This window comes from Arthrobacter sp. D1-29 (assembly GCF_054130585.1).
In genome coordinates, this window is sequence record NZ_CP096383.1 from 650,887 (window position 1) to 666,507 (window position 15,621).

Consider the following 15,621-nt stretch of genomic DNA (forward strand, 5'->3'; position numbering starts at 1 on the left):
CACATCAAGCGCACTGTCGACATACTTGTCACTCAGCGAGGAGCCTCAAGCAAATGAAAACCCGTAAATTCTTACTCCCGGCGGCAACTGCCGGCATTCTGGCCCTCACGCTCTCCGCCTGTGCCGGTGGCGGCGGCGGGGGCACTACAGGCGGCGGCGATGCCGAAGCCAACCTCGAGGGCCGCGGCCCCATCACGTACGTCCAGGGCAAGGACAACAGCAACGTGGTCCGTCCCCTCCTGGAAAAATGGAACGCTGCCCACCCCGATGAGCAGGTCACCTTCAAGGAGCAGACCGACCAGGCTGACCAGCAGCACGATGACCTGGTCCAGAACTTCCAGGCCAAGAACGAAAACTATGACGTCGCCAGTGTTGACGTGATCTGGACTGCCGAATTCGCAGCCCGCGGCTGGCTGCAGCCTCTCGAAGGCGACATGGCAATTGATACCGAAGGCATGCTCGAACCCACTATCAAGGCCGGCACGTATCAGGGAAAGCTCTACACCGCTCCTGTTTCCTCGGACGGAGGCATCCTCTACTACCGTAAGGACCTGGTCCCGACGCCGCCCAAGACGTGGGACGAAATGATGGAAATGTGTTCCGTCGCCAAGGCCAACAACATCGGCTGCTACTCGGGACAGTTCAAGCAGTATGAGGGCTTGACGGTCAACGCCTCCGAAGCAATTAACTCAGCCGGCGGCTCGGTTCTGGATGACCAGGGCAAGCCGAGCCTGACCACCTCTGATGCCGAGCAAGGCCTTCAAAACCTGGTTGACGCCTTTGCCAACGGGAACATTCCTGCAGAAGCCATCACTTACCAGGAAGAGGAAAGCCGCCGTGCCTTCCAATCCGGCAACCTGCTCTTCCTCCGCAACTGGCCGTACGTCTATAACCTGGCAACCACTGAAGGTTCCTCAGTTGTCAAGGACACGCTGGGTATGACAGCCCTGCCAGGCGAGGACGGCCCCGGTGCATCCTCGCTCGGGGGACACAATGCCGCGATCAGTGTCTACTCCAAGAACAAGGCCACGGCACGGGATTTCGTGAAGTTCCTGATCGAAGAAGAACAGCAGAAGTTCTTCGCCACCCAGGGATCGCTGGCCCCGGTCCTCGGCTCACTGTATGAGGACCAGGAACTGGTGTCCAAGCTGCCGTACCTGCCGGTGCTGAAGACCTCCATTGAGAACGCGGTGCCGCGTCCCGTGACACCCTTCTACCCGGCAGTGTCCCAGGCTATCCAGGAGAACTCCTACGCGGCCCTGAAGGGTGAGAAGTCCGCGAAGCAGGCTCTGGAGGATATGCAGAAGTCCATCGAGTCCGCTGGCGCAGGATCGTAAGTTCGTCATGGCAACCGAATTGGGCCCGACGCCGGTAAAAGGGCCGGCGTCGGGCGGGACTCCGATCCACCACGCACCTAAGGGTGTTGGGGAAGACAATAAGATTCTGAGCCAGGGCAAGTGGGCTTCCTGGCTCCTGGCCCCCACCATCATCGCGCTGGGAATTGTGATCGTTTATCCGATCGTCAGCGCCATCGTCATGTCCCTCCAGAAGGACGCCGGCCTGGATCCCGCCACCGGGTTGTTCACGGCCGGCGGTCCAGCCGGAATCCAGAACTATGTGAACTGGCTTGGCCAGCAATGTGCCGCCCCAGGCGGCGGCACCGTCGCCTGTCCTCCCGGAACTCTGGGCGGCCAGTTTTGGTCGGCAACAGCAACGACGTTCTTCTTCACCATCGTCACCGTTACGTTTGAAACCATCCTTGGTTTCTGGATGGCAATGATCATGGCCCGGACCTTCAAGGGCCGGAGCATGGTCCGTGCAGCTGTGCTGGTGCCGTGGGCCATCCCCACTGCCGTGACGGCCCAGCTGTGGCTGTTCATCTTCGCGTTCGAGGGCATCGCCAACAAGCTGTTCAACGCGTCCATCCTCTGGACCGGGAGTGAGTGGCCGGCCAAGTGGGCTGTGATCATCGCAGACACGTGGAAGACCACCCCCTTTATGGCCCTGCTGATCCTGGCAGGCCTGCAAATGATCCCTGCGGATGTCTATGAGGCTGCCAAAGTTGACGGCGCCTCGGCCTGGCAGCGGTTCCGCCTGATCACCCTGCCGCTCGTCAAGCCGGCCCTGATGGTGGCCATTCTGTTCCGTACCCTCGATGCCCTACGGATGTTCGATCTTCCCTACATCCTGACGCAGGGGGCCAACAACACCACCACACTCTCGATCCTGGTGATCAATCAGATCAGGCAAGGCTTCAACTCGGCCGCTGCCTTGTCCACGATTACGTTCATCATCATCTTTCTGGTCGCTTTCATCTTCGTCCGCTTTCTTGGTGCGAACGTTGTGGAGCAAAGCGGCGCAACCGGTAAGGGGAAGAAATGACTTCGGCTACAGCCACGGAGTTGCGCGTCCGGCAGGACAAGGGACGCAAGACCGCCCAGAACCGGGAGAAGTGGGCTCAGGCGAGGACGTATATCAGCGCCGGGGTCATCCTGATCTGGTGCCTGGCACCGGCGTACTGGATGGTGGTCACGGCGTTCCGGGAGGTTGGCTTCACGTACGACACGTCAATACTGCCCACGCATGTCACCATGGACAACTTCGCCACAGCCTTCGACACGTCCTTCGGCAACCGCTTTGGACAGGCGCTCCTCAACAGCGTCATCATCGGCACGGTGGTCACGGTCGTTTCCCTGGTGATCGGCGTTTTCGCCGCTTACGCACTGGCCCGCCTGAATTTCAGGTTCAAGTACTTAGTGCTGGGATTCATCCTTGGCGCTTCGATGTTCCCAGGCGTCGCACTCATCACGCCGCTGTTCCAGCTCTTCACCAACATTGGCTGGATGGGTACATACCAGGCCCTGATCATCCCGAACATCTCGTTTGTGCTTCCGCTGACCGTCTACACCCTGACATCCTTCTTCCGCGAAATGCCGTGGGAATTGGAGGAATCAGCCCGGGTGGATGGTTGCACGCAGGGTCAGGCGTTCCGGAAGGTGATCATGCCGCTCGCGGCACCGGCTATCTTTACTACGGCAATCCTGGCCTTCATCTCCTCCTGGAATGAATTCCTGATCGCCAGCCAGCTGTCCAATGATGCGACGCAGCCTGTGACCGTGGCCATCGCCAGCTTCGCAGGTGCCCAGCCCAACCAGATCCCCTACACCGCCATTATGGCCGCGGGAACCATCGTTACCATTCCCTTGGTGATCCTGGTGCTGGTGCTCCAGCGTAAGATCATCGCCGGCCTGACGGCGGGTGCTGTCAAGTGATGCAGTCGTCAGGGCAGCGCGGGCAGAACGAAGGTCTCGTCCGCCCTGAACGCCGCAGGGCGCGGTCCGGTGAGGACTTTGACATCATCATCGGATTCCTCGGCTTTTGGGGCGTGGTCCTGCTGGTGGTCACTGTCTGGATGGAAGTGACAGGACAACCGGCGCTCGGCTGGGCATTGGGCCTCCTGGCCACCCTGCTGGCGATCTATGGGATGGTGCGGCTCCGCCGTCGGCTTCCCGCCAGGCGGTAGGCCAAAAGCCAGCCGGCCCACAGGCCAGCCATCCTGTCGGTAGTCCACCCGCTGGCGCCGCGCTCTCCGTTGGGGGAGGGCGGCGCCAGCAGTTTTCCTCCCGCAGGTAACACTGCGAAGTAGGGGGACGCGCAAAATACTATGACTTGGGGGTATCTGGGCATTACGGATGCCCACCGGGCCGATAAGGGGACACCGTGGCACGCATTACTGAAAGGTCCCAACGGGGAGGGCACAGCGGCGTCAGCATTGAGGATGTCGCTGCAGCCGCGGGCGTATCCACCGCCACCGTGTCCAGGGCCGTCCGGGGACTGCCCCGGGTATCACCGGCCACCCGGGAGAAGATCCTGGAAGTGGCCGGCGCCTTGGGTTACGTTGCTTCATCGTCGGCTTCCGGGCTTGCCACCGGGCGCACCAAAACCATCGGCGTGCTGGCTCCCTTTGTGAGCCGCTGGTTCTTCTCCAAGGCCATTGAGGGAGCGGACCGAGAACTCCATGCGCGGCACTACAACCTGTCGCTGTTCAACCTCGGCGGACACGGCAGCAACCGCGAACGGCTCTTCAGCAAGACCATGGTCTATAAACAGATTGATGCCCTGCTGGTTCTTTGTATGGCGCTGACGCATGACGAGCTGGACCATCTCCAGAAGATCGACATCCCGCTGGTGGTCGTGGGCGGCCACGTGGAGGAATGCGCCTACATCGGCATTGACGATTACGCCGCGGCTTCAACCGCCGTGATGCACCTGATCGATCTTGGGCACCGGGACATCGCCCTCCTTCATGGCGACGACGAAACAGACCTTAATTTCGACGTTCCCCGTGTGCGCATCCTGGCATTCAAGGACGTGATGACGGCCTCCGGCCTGCCCACCCGTCCCGAATGGGATGAGTGGGGAGATTTCACCGTCCGGAGCGGGCAGGAAGCCTTCCGCCGGCTTTGGGCGCGGAGCGGCCCCAAACCCACCGCCATTTTCTGCGCCTCTGACGAAATGGCCATGGGTGTCATTTTTGAAGCAGCCAGGATGGGAGTCCGCGTGCCGGAGGAGCTCTCCGTGGTGGGCATCGACAACCATGACTTCGCTGACGCCGTGGGCCTGACCACCGTTGGGCAGAGGCCGGACGAACAGGCCGAACTCGCCACCAAGATGCTTCTTGACGAATTGGATGGTGTTGCCGGGGCGGTGCAGTCCGCCGTCGCTCCCCATCAGCTGATTGTCAGGCGAACCACGGCCCCGCCGCCCTGCTAAGCCGCCCCCTGTGAACGTGTCTGTCAAACGTTTGGGAGGAACTCCGGAAACCTTTACGGCGCTAGGACGCGCGGGCCAGTTGGCGGATGGGGATCCAGCGGGATGCCAGCCTGCGGTAGGCTGCCGCGGCTCCTGTCATGTCTCCTTCGGCAAGGCACTCGATACCCAGCCTGATGTCCATGGGGGACTCGTCGGGGTACACCTTGTCCGCCACCGCTCCATAGTCCAGTTCCACCATGGAATTCACGTGGAACAGCTCCAGCCACTCCGTGAGTTGGGCGAGGTCATCAAGCATGTCCAGGTCAGGCGCCGCCAGGGCCAGGTTGGCCACTGCGTAACGGGCCCGCTCCATCGCCTCGGTGATCGGGGCCCAGACCCTTACCGTCAGGATCCGTCCGCCTGATTCGACGACGTCTTTGGGATCTGATTCCATAAACAGCGAGAACCAGCTGAACGGGATGCCCCAGGTGGAGGCGCGTGTGTGCACCCGGATGGACCCGTCCCGGGCCTTGACCTGGTCGATCCGCTCCTGGTGCTTGTCCCGCTGTTCCTCGGGTATCAGCATTTCCGCCAGGGGGCCGTGGATGCCTTCCATCAGGGCGTTGGCAGCGAGACCGGCGCGCAGGACCAGTTGGCTGGGGCAGTACAGCAGTACCTGCTCCGCCCCGGAGCCGGATGACGAGCCGGATGAAGCGCCAGGGGCGGCGTCGCCGTCGGCCGCTTCTGCTTTGGGCGTATCAGCTGGGGGGACTCCCGGAGCGGTGGTGACGCGCACGAGGTCGGTTCGCCCGGTGGGAAAGGGATCCCCGCCGGATCTGGTGATACGGCCCAGGGACGCCAGCAGTTCGGCGTTTTCCACCGCCGCGCGGGAGGCGGTGCGTGCGCCGGCGGCCTGGATGGCAGCGCGCTGGTCCTCGGGGAAGGCGTCCAGGGGTTCGTAGACCCGCAGGGTGGAGGAGAACGGCAGCCCAGCCTGGCCCCGGTACAGATTTCCGGTCATTGTTCCCTCCCTGTCGCGGTCCAGGACGCTACCATCAGTCTGCCAGATCCACCACAACGGGGGCGTGGTCGGAGGCGCCCTTGCCCTTGCGTTCCTCGCGGTCGATCGAGGCGCCGGTCACCCGGGCAGCCAGGGCGGGGGAGGCGAGCACGAAGTCGATCCTCATGCCCTCCTTCTTGGGAAAGCGCAGCTGGGTGTAGTCCCAGTAGGTGTAGACGCCGGGGCCGGAAGTGTAGGGACGGACCACGTCGTTGAAGCCGGCCTCCTCAAACGCATAGAAGGCCGCGCGTTCCGGCGGGCTGACGTGGGTATACCGGTTCGTGACGAACAGGTCGATATCCCACACATCCTCATCCCGGGGCGCGATGTTCCAGTCGCCCATCAGGGCCACCTGGGCGTGCGGGTCCGACGTGACCAGGCCCTGGGCGTGGTTCTTCAGGGAATCCAGCCACTTCAGCTTGTAGGGCATGTGCTCATCATCGAGGGAGCGTCCGTTGGGGATGTACAGGCTCCAAATCCGGACACCGCCGCAGGTTGCCGCCATTGCGCGGGCTTCCTGGACGGGATCCTTCCCTGCCTTGCCGAATGCCGGCTGGTCCAGGAACGTCCGCTCAACGTCCTCCAGCCCCACCCGGGAGACGATGGCCACGCCGTTCCACTGATTCACGCCGAAGTGGGCCACCTCGTAGCCCATGCGCTCGAAGAGTTCCCAGGGAAAGTTCTCATCCGAGCACTTCGTCTCCTGGATAGCCAGGACGTCGCAATCACTGCGCTGAAGCCAGGCCTCCACGCGGTCGGCACGGGCACGGAGGGAGTTTACGTTCCAGGTAGCAATCTTCACATCCCCTAACTTACCGAACGCCGGCGAGTGTTGCGGCGGAAACGGGGCACTATGGCGCGGACACGCCACGAGATGGCGCGTCAATGCTCAAAATGACGGTCAAAGTGCCCCACGACGGCGGGGCGTCAGCTTGGCGCAGGAGGGCTGCGGGACGCTGGAATTTAGTAGGAAGTCCGAGTATATTCGCTTCCAGAGATGACCTGGATCACATGCGAAGGAGCAGTCAGCCATGGTGCGCGAGCTATCCCATTACGTAGGTGGCCAGCGGGTGAACGGGACATCCGGCCGGTACGGGGACGTTTTCGATCCCTGCACGGGACAGGTCCAGGCGCGGCTGCCCTTGGCTAGCCGCGCGGAAGTCCAAAACGCGGTTGCCGCCGCGGAGAAGGCCCAACCGGAGTGGGCTGCCATGAACCCGCAGCGCCGGGGCCGCATCCTGCTCGCGTTTGTTGGGCTGGTGAACAGGAACCTGGACGAGCTGGCCACCCTCCTGTCCTCCGAACATGGCAAAACACTTGCGGACGCCAAAGGCGACATCCAGCGCGGCATTGAGGTGGTGGAGTTCGCGGCAGGCGCTCCGCACCTGCTCAAGGGCGAGTTTTCCACCGACGCCGGTGCGGGCATCGATGTCCACTCCCTGCGCCAGCCCCTGGGCGTTGTCGCCGGCATCACCCCCTTCAACTTCCCGGCCATGATCCCGCTCTGGAAGTCCGGGCCGGCCCTCGCGGCAGGCAACGCCTTTATCCTCAAACCGTCTGAACGGGATCCGTCCGTGCCGCTGCGCCTTGCCGAGCTCTACTCGGAGGCAGGGGTGCCCGACGGTGTGTTCAACGTGGTCAACGGGGACAAGGAAGCCGTGGACGCGCTGTTGGAGGATTCCCGCGTAAAGGCGATTGGGTTTGTGGGCTCAACACCCATCGCGCAGTACATTTATGCCACCGCCGCCGCCCACGGCAAGCGCGCCCAGTGCTTCGGCGGCGCCAAGAACCACATGGTGATCATGCCCGACGCCGACTTGGAAATGGCCGCCGATGCCCTGATCGGTGCGGGATACGGCTCGGCGGGGGAACGCTGCATGGCCGTCTCCGTGGCGGTGCCGGTGGGCGAGGAAACCGCCAACAGGCTGGTGGCCAAACTCCAGGACCGGGTCAAAGGGCTCAAGGTGGGACCCAGCCTGGACAAGGACTCGGACTTCGGGCCGGTGGTGACAGCGGCCGCCAAAGAACGGATTGAAGGCTACATCCAGGCCGGACTGGATGAAGGCGCCACACTGCTTGCCGACGGACGCGGCCTTGCCGTGGAAGGACACGAAGGCGGCTTCTGGGTTGGTCCCACCCTCTTTGACCACGTCACCCGTGACATGAAGATCTACCGGGAAGAGATCTTCGGACCAGTCCTCAGTGTGCTCCGGGCCGCCGACTACGACGAGGCCCTCAGGCTCTGCAGTGAACACGAATACGGCAACGGGGTGGCCATCTTCACCCGCGACGGCGACGCCGCGAGGGACTTCGCCAGCCGGGTCGAAGTGGGCATGGTGGGCATCAATGTCCCCATCCCGGTCCCCATCGCGTATTACACCTTCGGCGGCTGGAAAGCCTCCGGATTCGGCGACCTCAACCAGCACGGCGCGGACGCCTTCCGCTTCTACACCAAGACCAAGACCGTCACCACGCGCTGGCCTTCCGGAATCCGCCAGGGCGCCAGCTTTGTGATGCCGGAAGGAAGCTGATGCCGGACAGCCGCAACGACGTTGCGGGAACAGAACCCGGCGCAGAATCTGTCACATCAACCAGCCCGGAAGTGATCTTCGAGCGGCGCGGCCATCTGGGTGTCATCACCCTCAACCGGCCACAGGCCGTTAACGCCCTGACCGCAGGCATGGTGGAAGCCATCCGGGTGCAGCTGAGCGCCTGGGCAGAGGACGACGGCGTGGCCACCGTTTTGGTGCAGGGCGCCGGTGAGCGGGGGCTGTGCGCCGGGGGCGACATTGTGGCGATTTACCATGACCTGCTGGCTGGCGGAACGCAAACAGCGGACTTCTGGCAGACGGAGTACAGGCTGAACTCGCTGATCTCCCGCTACCCCAAACCCTATGTGGCCCTGATGGACGGGCTGGTCCTGGGCGGAGGCGTTGGCATCTCGGCCCACGGCTCGGTCCGGCTGGTCACGGAGCGGACCCGGATGGGCATGCCGGAGACCACCATTGGCTTTGTGCCCGACGTCGGCGGCACCCTGTTGCTTTCCAGGTCACCGGGGGAGGCAGGCACCCACGCCGCCCTGACGGGTGCGCATTTAAGCGCGGCAGATGCCCTGTTCCTGGGTCTTGCGGACGGCTACGTTCCGTCCGAAAGCCTTGCCGAGCTGGCGGTGGCGCTGGAGCGCGAAACTCCGGAGGACGCCGTCGAGCGCTTCCTTACAGCGCCGCCGGCGTCCGGCCTGGAGGCCCAGCGGGAGTGGATTGACGAGTGCTACGCCTCCTCCGACGCCGAAGAAATCCTCCGCAGGCTGACCGCGGCCGGGGGAGAGGCCGCGGAGGCCGCCCGCACCATCGAGGCCAAGTCGCCCACTGCCGTAAAGGTGGCTTTGGAATCGCTGCGCCGGGTCAAAGGCCTGACGCTGGACGAGGCGCTGGCCCAGGAATACCGGGTGGGGCTCAGGTTCCTGGCCGCTCCCGACTTCCGCGAAGGGATCCGGGCACAGGTGGTGGACAAGGACCGCACACCACACTGGAAGCCGGCCACCCTGCGTGACGTGCGGCCGGAAGACGTGGAACAGTTTTTCGTGCCGCTGGGTGACAGAGAGCTGAACCTTCACACAAAGGAGACGGACCATGCCTGAGAACAGCACCATCGCCTTCCTGGGCCTGGGCCACATGGGCGGGCCCATGGCCGTCAACCTGGTCAGGGCCGGATATCAGGTGGCCGGCTTCGACGTGGTGCCCGCCGCCCTCGAGGCTGCCAAGAACCAGGGCGTACCCGCCGCGGCCAGTGCTGCCGACGCCGTGTCCGGCGCGGGCGTGGTGCTGACCATGTTCCCCAGCGGCCAGCATGTGCTGGACGCCTACCGCGGCGCCGACGGGCAGCCCGGACTGCTGGCCACCGCCGCCCCCGGGACCATGTTCCTGGACTGCTCCACCATCAATGTGGACGAGGCCCGGGAAGCTTCCACTCTCGCCATCGACGCCGGCCACCGTGCGGTGGACGCTCCCGTTTCCGGCGGCGTGGTGGGGGCCGAGGCAGGCACCCTCACCTTCATGGTGGGCGGCGGGCCTGAGGACTTTGAGGCCGTCCGCCCCCTGCTGGAAGTAATGGGCAAACGCGTGGTGCACTGCGGGGGCCATGGCGCCGGCCAGGCAGCCAAGATCTGCAACAACCTGATCCTGGGGGTCTCCATGATCGCCGTGAGCGAGGCGTTCGTCCTCGGCGAGAAACTGGGACTGAGTCACCAGGCACTGTTCGACGTCGCCTCCGCGGCGTCAGGCCAGTGCTGGGCCCTGACCACCAACTGTCCCGTTCCTGGTCCCGTCCCCGCCAGCCCCGCCAACCGTGACTACCAGCCGGGATTTGCCGGCGCGCTGATGGCCAAGGACCTCAGGCTTGCAGTCAATGCACTCCGCAGCACCGGGGTGGCGGCCCGGCTGGGGCCACTGGCGTCCGAAATCTACGATACGTTTGCCGCGGAAGGCGGTGCTGGCCGGGACTTCTCCGGCATCATCACCGATATCCGCGACAAATCACAGGAGGACGGGAGCCAGGCATGACGGAATACGCAAACATTCTTGTGGAGCGGCGCGGCAGGGTGGGCCTGGTAACCCTTAACCGGCCCGAGGCATTGAACGCCCTTAACCGGGCCACCATGGAGGAACTGGTGTCCGCTGTCGGGGGCATGGACGCTGATCCAGGGATCGGGGCAGTGGTGATCACCGGTTCCGGCAAGGCCTTCGCTGCCGGGGCGGACATCAAGGAGATGGCCTCCCAGACGTACATGGAGATGTACGCCGCCGACTGGTTCCGCGGCTGGGAGGACTTTACCCGGCTCCGCATTCCCACCATTGCTGCCGTCTCTGGCTTCGCGCTGGGCGGCGGGTGTGAGCTCGCCATGATGTGCGACCTGATTTTCGCCGGGGACAACGCGAAGTTTGGCCAGCCTGAGATCAACCTTGGCGTGCTGCCCGGGATGGGCGGATCGCAGCGGCTCACCCGTGCCGTAGGCAAGGCCAAGGCCATGGATCTGATCCTCACCGGCAGGTTCATCGGTGCCGAGGAAGCTGAGCGCTCCGGCCTGGTCTCGCGGGTGGTGCCCGCCGAGGATGTGGTGGACGAAGCGCTCAAGGCCGCCGAGGTCATAGCTTCCAAGTCAAAGCCAGTGGCCATGGCGGCAAAGGAAGCCGTAAATACCGCCTTTGAAACGGGGCTCGCGCAGGGTGTCCTTTTCGAGCGCCGGATCTTCCACTCCCTCTTCGCCACACAGGACCAAAAGGAAGGCATGGCCGCCTTCACCGAAAAGCGGCAGCCCGAGTTCAGGCACCGCTGAGGGTGAGGGATTCCTGGTAGGCGGTGACATCCCGGCGGAGTTCCTCCGCCATCAGATCGTTGTTAATCGCGACGGCGGTCCAGGCCGCCGCTGCCGCCGACGCCAGCACCTGTGCTTTGATATCCGTTACGTTGCCGGCCGCCCATACACCCGAAACGGCTGTCGCTCCGTCGGCGTCAGTCTCCAGGTAATCCCCTACGCCCATCGGATGGGGTGACAGCGTGAGGCCAAGCCCGGCAAAGGCGTCCAGCCGGGCGCCGACCTGCGGACCCACCACTACTGCGTCCACCGCCACCTCCGGGCCGCCCGCAAGGGCAACCCCGCGGAGGGAGTCCTGTTCGACGCGAAGCGCCTCCACGGTTCCCTCCACCACTTTGATGCCCCTCGCGGCCAGCTGCTCCAGCTCCACGTCCGTGGGGTTGGTCCTGTTGTTCAGGAACAGGGTAATGTTGCTGCTCCACTGCCGGAACAGCAGGGCCTGGTGAGTGGACCAGGGCCCATTCCCCAGGATCCCGATCGCCTGGTCCTGCACTTCCCAGCCGTGGCAGAACGGACAGTGAAGCACGTCCTTCCCCCAGCGCTCGCGGATTCCTGTGATGTCCGGCAGCTCGTCCGTCAGGCCGGTGGTGACCAGGAGGCGGCGGCCGCGGACCGTGCGCCCGTCCTTAAGGGAGGCCGTAAAGCCTGACTCACGGCTGCCTTCTGCACGGGACACCTCGCCGTCGACGACGTCTGCGCCGTAATGCTCCGCCTCCGCGCGGCCTATCCTGAGAAGTTCCGCCGGGCTGATGCCGTCCCGGCTGAGGAATCCGTGGACCCCTTCGGCAGGGGCGTTCCGGGGACTCCCGGCGTCGATCACCACCACCGACCGCCGGGAGCGTCCCAGCATCTGGGCCGCACTCAGCCCCGCGGCACCGCCGCCGATGATCATTACGTCGTATGGTTCTTCAGCTTTTTCCGTCATGTCATCATCATGTTGTGCTCCCCACACGCTTGGCAAAGATCCTTGCCGGAATGGCAAAATGATCGCATGGATGAACAGTTAGACGATGTCCTGGCCGCCGTGGGCCCCCGTCTGCGTGCGCTGCGGATGAGCAGGAACACCACGTTGTCGGCACTTGCCGAAGCCACCGGCATCTCGGTCAGTACCCTGTCGCGGCTGGAATCCGGGCTGCGGCGGCCAAACCTCGAGTTGTTGCTGCCGCTGGCCAAGGCGCACCAGGTTCCGCTGGATGAACTGGTGGGTGCCCCGGACATGGGGGATCCGCGCGTTCATCTGCGCCCCATCGTCCGCAACCGCATGACGATTATTCCGCTGACACGGCGGCCCGGCGGTATCCAGGCGTACAAGCACATCCTGCCGGCGGGCAGGCTGGAGGAACCGAATCCGCAGGTCCATGAAGGCTATGAATGGCTCTATGTTCTCAACGGCAGGCTGCGGATGGTTTTGGGTGCGCAGGACCTTGTCCTGGGCGCGGGCGAAGCCGCAGAATTTGATACCCGGATCCCTCATTGGTTCGGCAGGGCCGACGGGAAGGCTGTGGAGTTCCTCAGTCTTTTTGGACGCCAGGGCGAACGGATGCATGTGCGGGCCAAACCGGGGCAGCCAGCCGCGGACTCCTAGCCTTTTTGCAGGTTCCTCAGGTAGACACGGCACTGGATGCAAAACGGCTTTGGGAGCGGAATGGGGGAATTATGTGGGGAGCATCCGTAGCTGCAGCCGGCACGGCGGACAACCTGGACGGACTGGTGGGGGTGGCTGCGCGGGCCATTGATAACCTCGGCGAATGGGGAGTGGGCCTCTTTACCCTTGCCGAGACTGTCCTGCCGCCAATCCCCAGCGAAGTGATTCTTCCCCTGGCGGGCTTCCTCGCCAAACAGGGAGATTTGAACGTTGCCCTCGTGTTCGTCACCAGTACCCTGGGTGCTTATGTTGGGGCTCTCCTGCTCTACTGGGTGGGGTCGAAACTGGGCCTTGAGCGGTCCATCCGTGCTCTGTCGAAGCTTCCGCTGATGGATCGGGAGGACTTCGAAAAGGCCGCGGACTGGTTCCGGCGCCACGGCAGATCTTCGATTTTTTTCGGCAGACTGCTTCCCGGCGTCCGGAGCCTGATCTCCCTGCCGGCCGGTGCCTCCAACATGCACCTGGCCACTTTCAGCCTCTACACGCTCGCCGGAAGCGGGCTCTGGAATGGTGCACTCATCGGCCTGGGCTACCTGCTGGGGTCCCAGTACCGGCTCATCGAACAGTATTCCCGCTTGCTGAACTACGCCGTGTACGGCGCACTGTCGGTCCTGGTGGTTTGGCTGGTTGTGAGAGGTGTCCGCCGCAGCAGGGCCCGCCAGCGCTAGGGACCGGTTCAGAGGTCTCGCGGGATTTCCTGTTACTCAATCTCCTGGCAGCAGCCGGGGAACATCAGGGGAAGTGGCGGCCGGCATGCCCTGCCACCTGCTCATCATGGCCGGGAGCTCTTTCCCGTGTTCAGACCTGGAGGACAGCACGGACACCGGCGATGGGGCTTCCTTCCAGAACTGGACGAGGTGCCGTTCGACGGAGGATTCCACCACCAGGTCATAGGCCGCATCCCTTCCAGTGGTGTGGAGGCGAGCACGGTAACTGCCGCTCTCGATGTCCCGGATGGTGCCCACCTCCTTCATGTCCCAGCCTGTGGGCTCGTTGAAGAAGTGTGATGCGAGGCCCTGATCTCAAAAGCTGCGGCTTCAATCACCGTCAGGGATTTCGCCGGGCGGCGGTGCGCCGGGATGACAGGCCCTCGGCGACCCCGATGAGCAGGACAGAGGCGATGACAGCCACAATAAAACCGACGAAGTTAAGTTCGAAGATGTTTCCGGTGCCCAGGAGGTTAGCGATGACGCCTCCAATGACAGAGCCGGCCAGCCCGAGGAGCAGCGTGGCGAGGATGCCCAGGTTCTGTTTGCCTGGTTTGATCAAGCGGGCCAAGGCACCAATGACGAGGCCGGCAACAATGAATCCGATCATGATGTTTCCTTTCGTCGTACTGAACAGCATGCTTCCGGATCTGCTGGCGCTTTGGAGGCAGCGCCTGTGTCGATCATAAAACGTGAAATCCTCCTGTCCTCCTGTCCTGCTGTCCTTCTGTCTTTATAAGGCGCTCTTGCCTGCAGCCGCAGACGCCTTGGAAAGCTGCCGCCGGGCCGGCGCCAGCACGCCAGCGAAAACCATCACCAGCAGGCCGGCGGCGGGGACGATGAGCAGGCCGAGCCGAAGGGATGTGGCATCGGCTATGGCGCCGACCACCGGAGGGGAGAGGAGGAAACCCAAACGCAGCAGCCAACTGACGATGGTGAGGCCTGTGCCTGGGCGGAATCCCGGCAATTCATCCGCCGCGTGCATGGCGGCAGGGATCAGGGTGGCAACGCCGAACCCGGCAAGGCCGAACCCGGCGATGCTTCCCATGACAGACGGAAAAGCGAGGGCCACGCCCATCCCGAGCAGCACAATAAAGCCGCCGGCTCGGGCAACAGAGCGTTGACCGAAGCGGTCCACCAGCCGGTCACCAATGATCCGTCCTACAAACTGGGTTCCCTGCAGGGCAATAAAGCCCGCGCCGGCGATGAAGGCGGACGCGCCGAGCGAACCCGAGAGATAGATTGCGGACCAGGAGCTGCCCGAATCCTCGACGAGTGCCCCGGCGGAGGCAATGATGACCAAGGCAAGGAGTGCTCCATACTTGGTCACACTCTTGCTGGCGGGCTTGCCAGTTTCGGCGGCGCGTTCCAGGCGTTCACTGCCCGTATCATCGTCGCCAACGGAGTCCAGAGGTTCAGGGCCGGAGAGCAGCAGCCTGTACGAAAGGGCAGCCATGAGGCTGAAGACCACTGCCGCCATGCCGAGGTGGAAGAAGCGGGACACGGCCAGTTCGGCGGCAGCGGCGCCCAGGACGCCGCCCGCCACAGCGCCCACACTCCAGACGGCGTGGAAGGAGTTGAGGATTGACCGTCCATAGAGACGCTGCACCCGAAGACCATGCGAGTTCTGGGCAACATCGGTGATGGAGTCCATGGCACCGGCGAGGAAAAAGCCGGCAGCCAGGGCCGCCCACGCAGGTGCGCCGGCAGCCAGCAGGATCCCCAGCGATGCCAGCACGGTGGCGACAATGGCCACTCTTGAGGACCTGAACCGGCGCACCAGGAAGCCTGCGCTCAGGCCCGCCAGCAGTGCACCGAACGGAAAGGCAGCAACAGCCAGTCCGAAGACGGCATTGGTGAGCCCGAGGTCCGTTTTGATCTCCGGGTATCTCGGCAGCAGGCTGGCGAAAATGGCACCGTTGGTGAAGAACAGTACGTTTACTGCGAATCGTGCACGGCGGGCCTCCCTAGCGGGCTGCCGGGCTAGAAGCGGTGCGATGGCCATCGGGATTCCATTCCTCTTTGCAGGTGGCGGGCTGCCCGCGCGGGGCATACCGTGAACGTTCACGAAACCGTGGTCAAC

17 protein-coding genes are annotated in these 15,621 nt (G+C 63.9%); 11 read left to right on the forward strand and 6 right to left on the reverse strand.

Translation table 11 applies throughout. The features are described from left to right. Positions 1-53 precede the first annotated feature (53 nt). The 5 genes from M1E17_RS03085 (at position 54) to M1E17_RS03105 (ending at position 4,773) form a co-directional block, all read left to right on the forward strand. Complete coding sequence (locus tag M1E17_RS03085; RefSeq protein ID WP_457965382.1) at positions 54-1,337, forward strand: ABC transporter substrate-binding protein; 1,284 nt, start codon at positions 54-56, stop codon at positions 1,335-1,337. Between the two features lie 7 nt (positions 1,338-1,344). Continuing rightward, positions 1,345-2,382, forward strand: a complete 1,038-nt coding sequence (locus tag M1E17_RS03090) for a carbohydrate ABC transporter permease (RefSeq protein ID WP_457965384.1) — start codon at positions 1,345-1,347, stop codon at positions 2,380-2,382. After that, positions 2,379-3,272, forward strand: a complete 894-nt coding sequence (locus M1E17_RS03095; protein WP_457965386.1) for a carbohydrate ABC transporter permease — start codon at positions 2,379-2,381, stop codon at positions 3,270-3,272. Before M1E17_RS03090 ends, M1E17_RS03095 begins: the two co-directional genes overlap by 4 nt. Next, positions 3,272-3,523 carry a hypothetical protein gene (locus M1E17_RS03100; RefSeq protein WP_457967968.1) on the forward strand — a complete coding sequence of 84 codons (252 nt, stop codon included), beginning with the start codon at positions 3,272-3,274 and terminating at the stop codon, positions 3,521-3,523. Before M1E17_RS03095 ends, M1E17_RS03100 begins: the two co-directional genes overlap by 1 nt. Positions 3,524-3,720: 197 nt before the next feature. Next, positions 3,721-4,773 carry a LacI family DNA-binding transcriptional regulator gene (locus M1E17_RS03105; RefSeq protein ID WP_267277588.1) on the forward strand — a complete coding sequence of 351 codons (1,053 nt, stop codon included), beginning with the start codon at positions 3,721-3,723 and terminating at the stop codon, positions 4,771-4,773. A gap of 61 nt (positions 4,774-4,834) precedes the next feature. On the opposite strand, the gene M1E17_RS03110 is transcribed toward M1E17_RS03105, so the two are convergent. Together M1E17_RS03110 and M1E17_RS03115 are read right to left on the reverse strand one after the other, a co-directional pair. After that, on the reverse strand, positions 4,835-5,773 hold the full coding sequence (locus tag M1E17_RS03110) for a hypothetical protein (RefSeq protein ID WP_457965387.1): 939 nt from the start codon (positions 5,771-5,773) through the stop codon (positions 4,835-4,837). A gap of 34 nt (positions 5,774-5,807) precedes the next feature. Further along, positions 5,808-6,614, reverse strand: a complete 807-nt coding sequence (locus M1E17_RS03115; RefSeq protein ID WP_457965388.1) for an exodeoxyribonuclease III — start codon at positions 6,612-6,614, stop codon at positions 5,808-5,810. A gap of 229 nt (positions 6,615-6,843) precedes the next feature. On the opposite strand from M1E17_RS03115, the gene M1E17_RS03120 reads away from it, so the two are divergent. Genes M1E17_RS03120 through M1E17_RS03135 form a run of 4 tightly spaced genes read left to right on the forward strand, consistent with a single transcriptional unit; the run spans position 6,844 to position 11,147 of the window. Beyond that, on the forward strand, positions 6,844-8,343 hold the full coding sequence (locus M1E17_RS03120; RefSeq protein WP_457965390.1) for a CoA-acylating methylmalonate-semialdehyde dehydrogenase: 1,500 nt from the start codon (positions 6,844-6,846) through the stop codon (positions 8,341-8,343). Continuing rightward, entirely contained in the window at positions 8,343-9,452 is a 1,110-nt protein-coding gene (locus tag M1E17_RS03125; RefSeq protein WP_457965392.1) for an enoyl-CoA hydratase/isomerase family protein, read from the forward strand. Before M1E17_RS03120 ends, M1E17_RS03125 begins: the two co-directional genes overlap by 1 nt. Next, entirely contained in the window at positions 9,445-10,374 is a 930-nt protein-coding gene (mmsB, locus tag M1E17_RS03130) for a 3-hydroxyisobutyrate dehydrogenase (protein WP_457965393.1), read from the forward strand. Before M1E17_RS03125 ends, mmsB begins: the two co-directional genes overlap by 8 nt. Continuing rightward, a complete protein-coding gene (locus tag M1E17_RS03135) occupies positions 10,371-11,147 on the forward strand; it encodes an enoyl-CoA hydratase (protein WP_457965395.1) in 777 nt (258 codons plus the stop codon). The genes mmsB and M1E17_RS03135 overlap by 4 nt, the downstream gene beginning before the upstream one ends. Here M1E17_RS03135 and M1E17_RS03140 read toward each other — a convergent pair. After that, the gene (locus M1E17_RS03140) at positions 11,134-12,111 is read right to left on the reverse strand and encodes an NAD(P)/FAD-dependent oxidoreductase (RefSeq protein WP_457965396.1); all 978 of its coding nucleotides are present in this window, start codon (positions 12,109-12,111) and stop codon (positions 11,134-11,136) included. The two genes, M1E17_RS03135 and M1E17_RS03140, sit on opposite strands and share 14 nt — an antisense overlap. Positions 12,112-12,177: 66 nt before the next feature. Here M1E17_RS03140 and M1E17_RS03145 point away from each other — a divergent pair, with 66 nt between their 5' ends. Then, positions 12,178-12,771 carry a helix-turn-helix domain-containing protein gene (locus M1E17_RS03145; protein ID WP_457965397.1) on the forward strand — a complete coding sequence of 198 codons (594 nt, stop codon included), beginning with the start codon at positions 12,178-12,180 and terminating at the stop codon, positions 12,769-12,771. 71 nt (positions 12,772-12,842) lie between these two features. Continuing rightward, the gene (locus tag M1E17_RS03150; RefSeq protein WP_457965399.1) at positions 12,843-13,499 is read left to right on the forward strand and encodes a DedA family protein; all 657 of its coding nucleotides are present in this window, start codon (positions 12,843-12,845) and stop codon (positions 13,497-13,499) included. A gap of 36 nt (positions 13,500-13,535) precedes the next feature. Here M1E17_RS03150 and M1E17_RS03155 read toward each other — a convergent pair whose 3' ends face one another. The 3 genes from M1E17_RS03155 to M1E17_RS03165 form a co-directional block, all read right to left on the reverse strand. Continuing rightward, positions 13,536-13,805, reverse strand: a complete 270-nt coding sequence (locus M1E17_RS03155; RefSeq protein WP_457965401.1) for a hypothetical protein — start codon at positions 13,803-13,805, stop codon at positions 13,536-13,538. 73 nt (positions 13,806-13,878) lie between these two features. Then, positions 13,879-14,148: a GlsB/YeaQ/YmgE family stress response membrane protein gene (locus tag M1E17_RS03160; RefSeq protein WP_457965402.1), complete on the reverse strand. Its 270-nt coding sequence runs from the start codon at positions 14,146-14,148 to the stop codon at positions 13,879-13,881. Between the two features lie 123 nt (positions 14,149-14,271). After that, on the reverse strand, positions 14,272-15,543 hold the full coding sequence (locus tag M1E17_RS03165; RefSeq protein WP_457965403.1) for an MFS transporter: 1,272 nt from the start codon (positions 15,541-15,543) through the stop codon (positions 14,272-14,274). Positions 15,544-15,621: the final 78 nt, after the last annotated feature.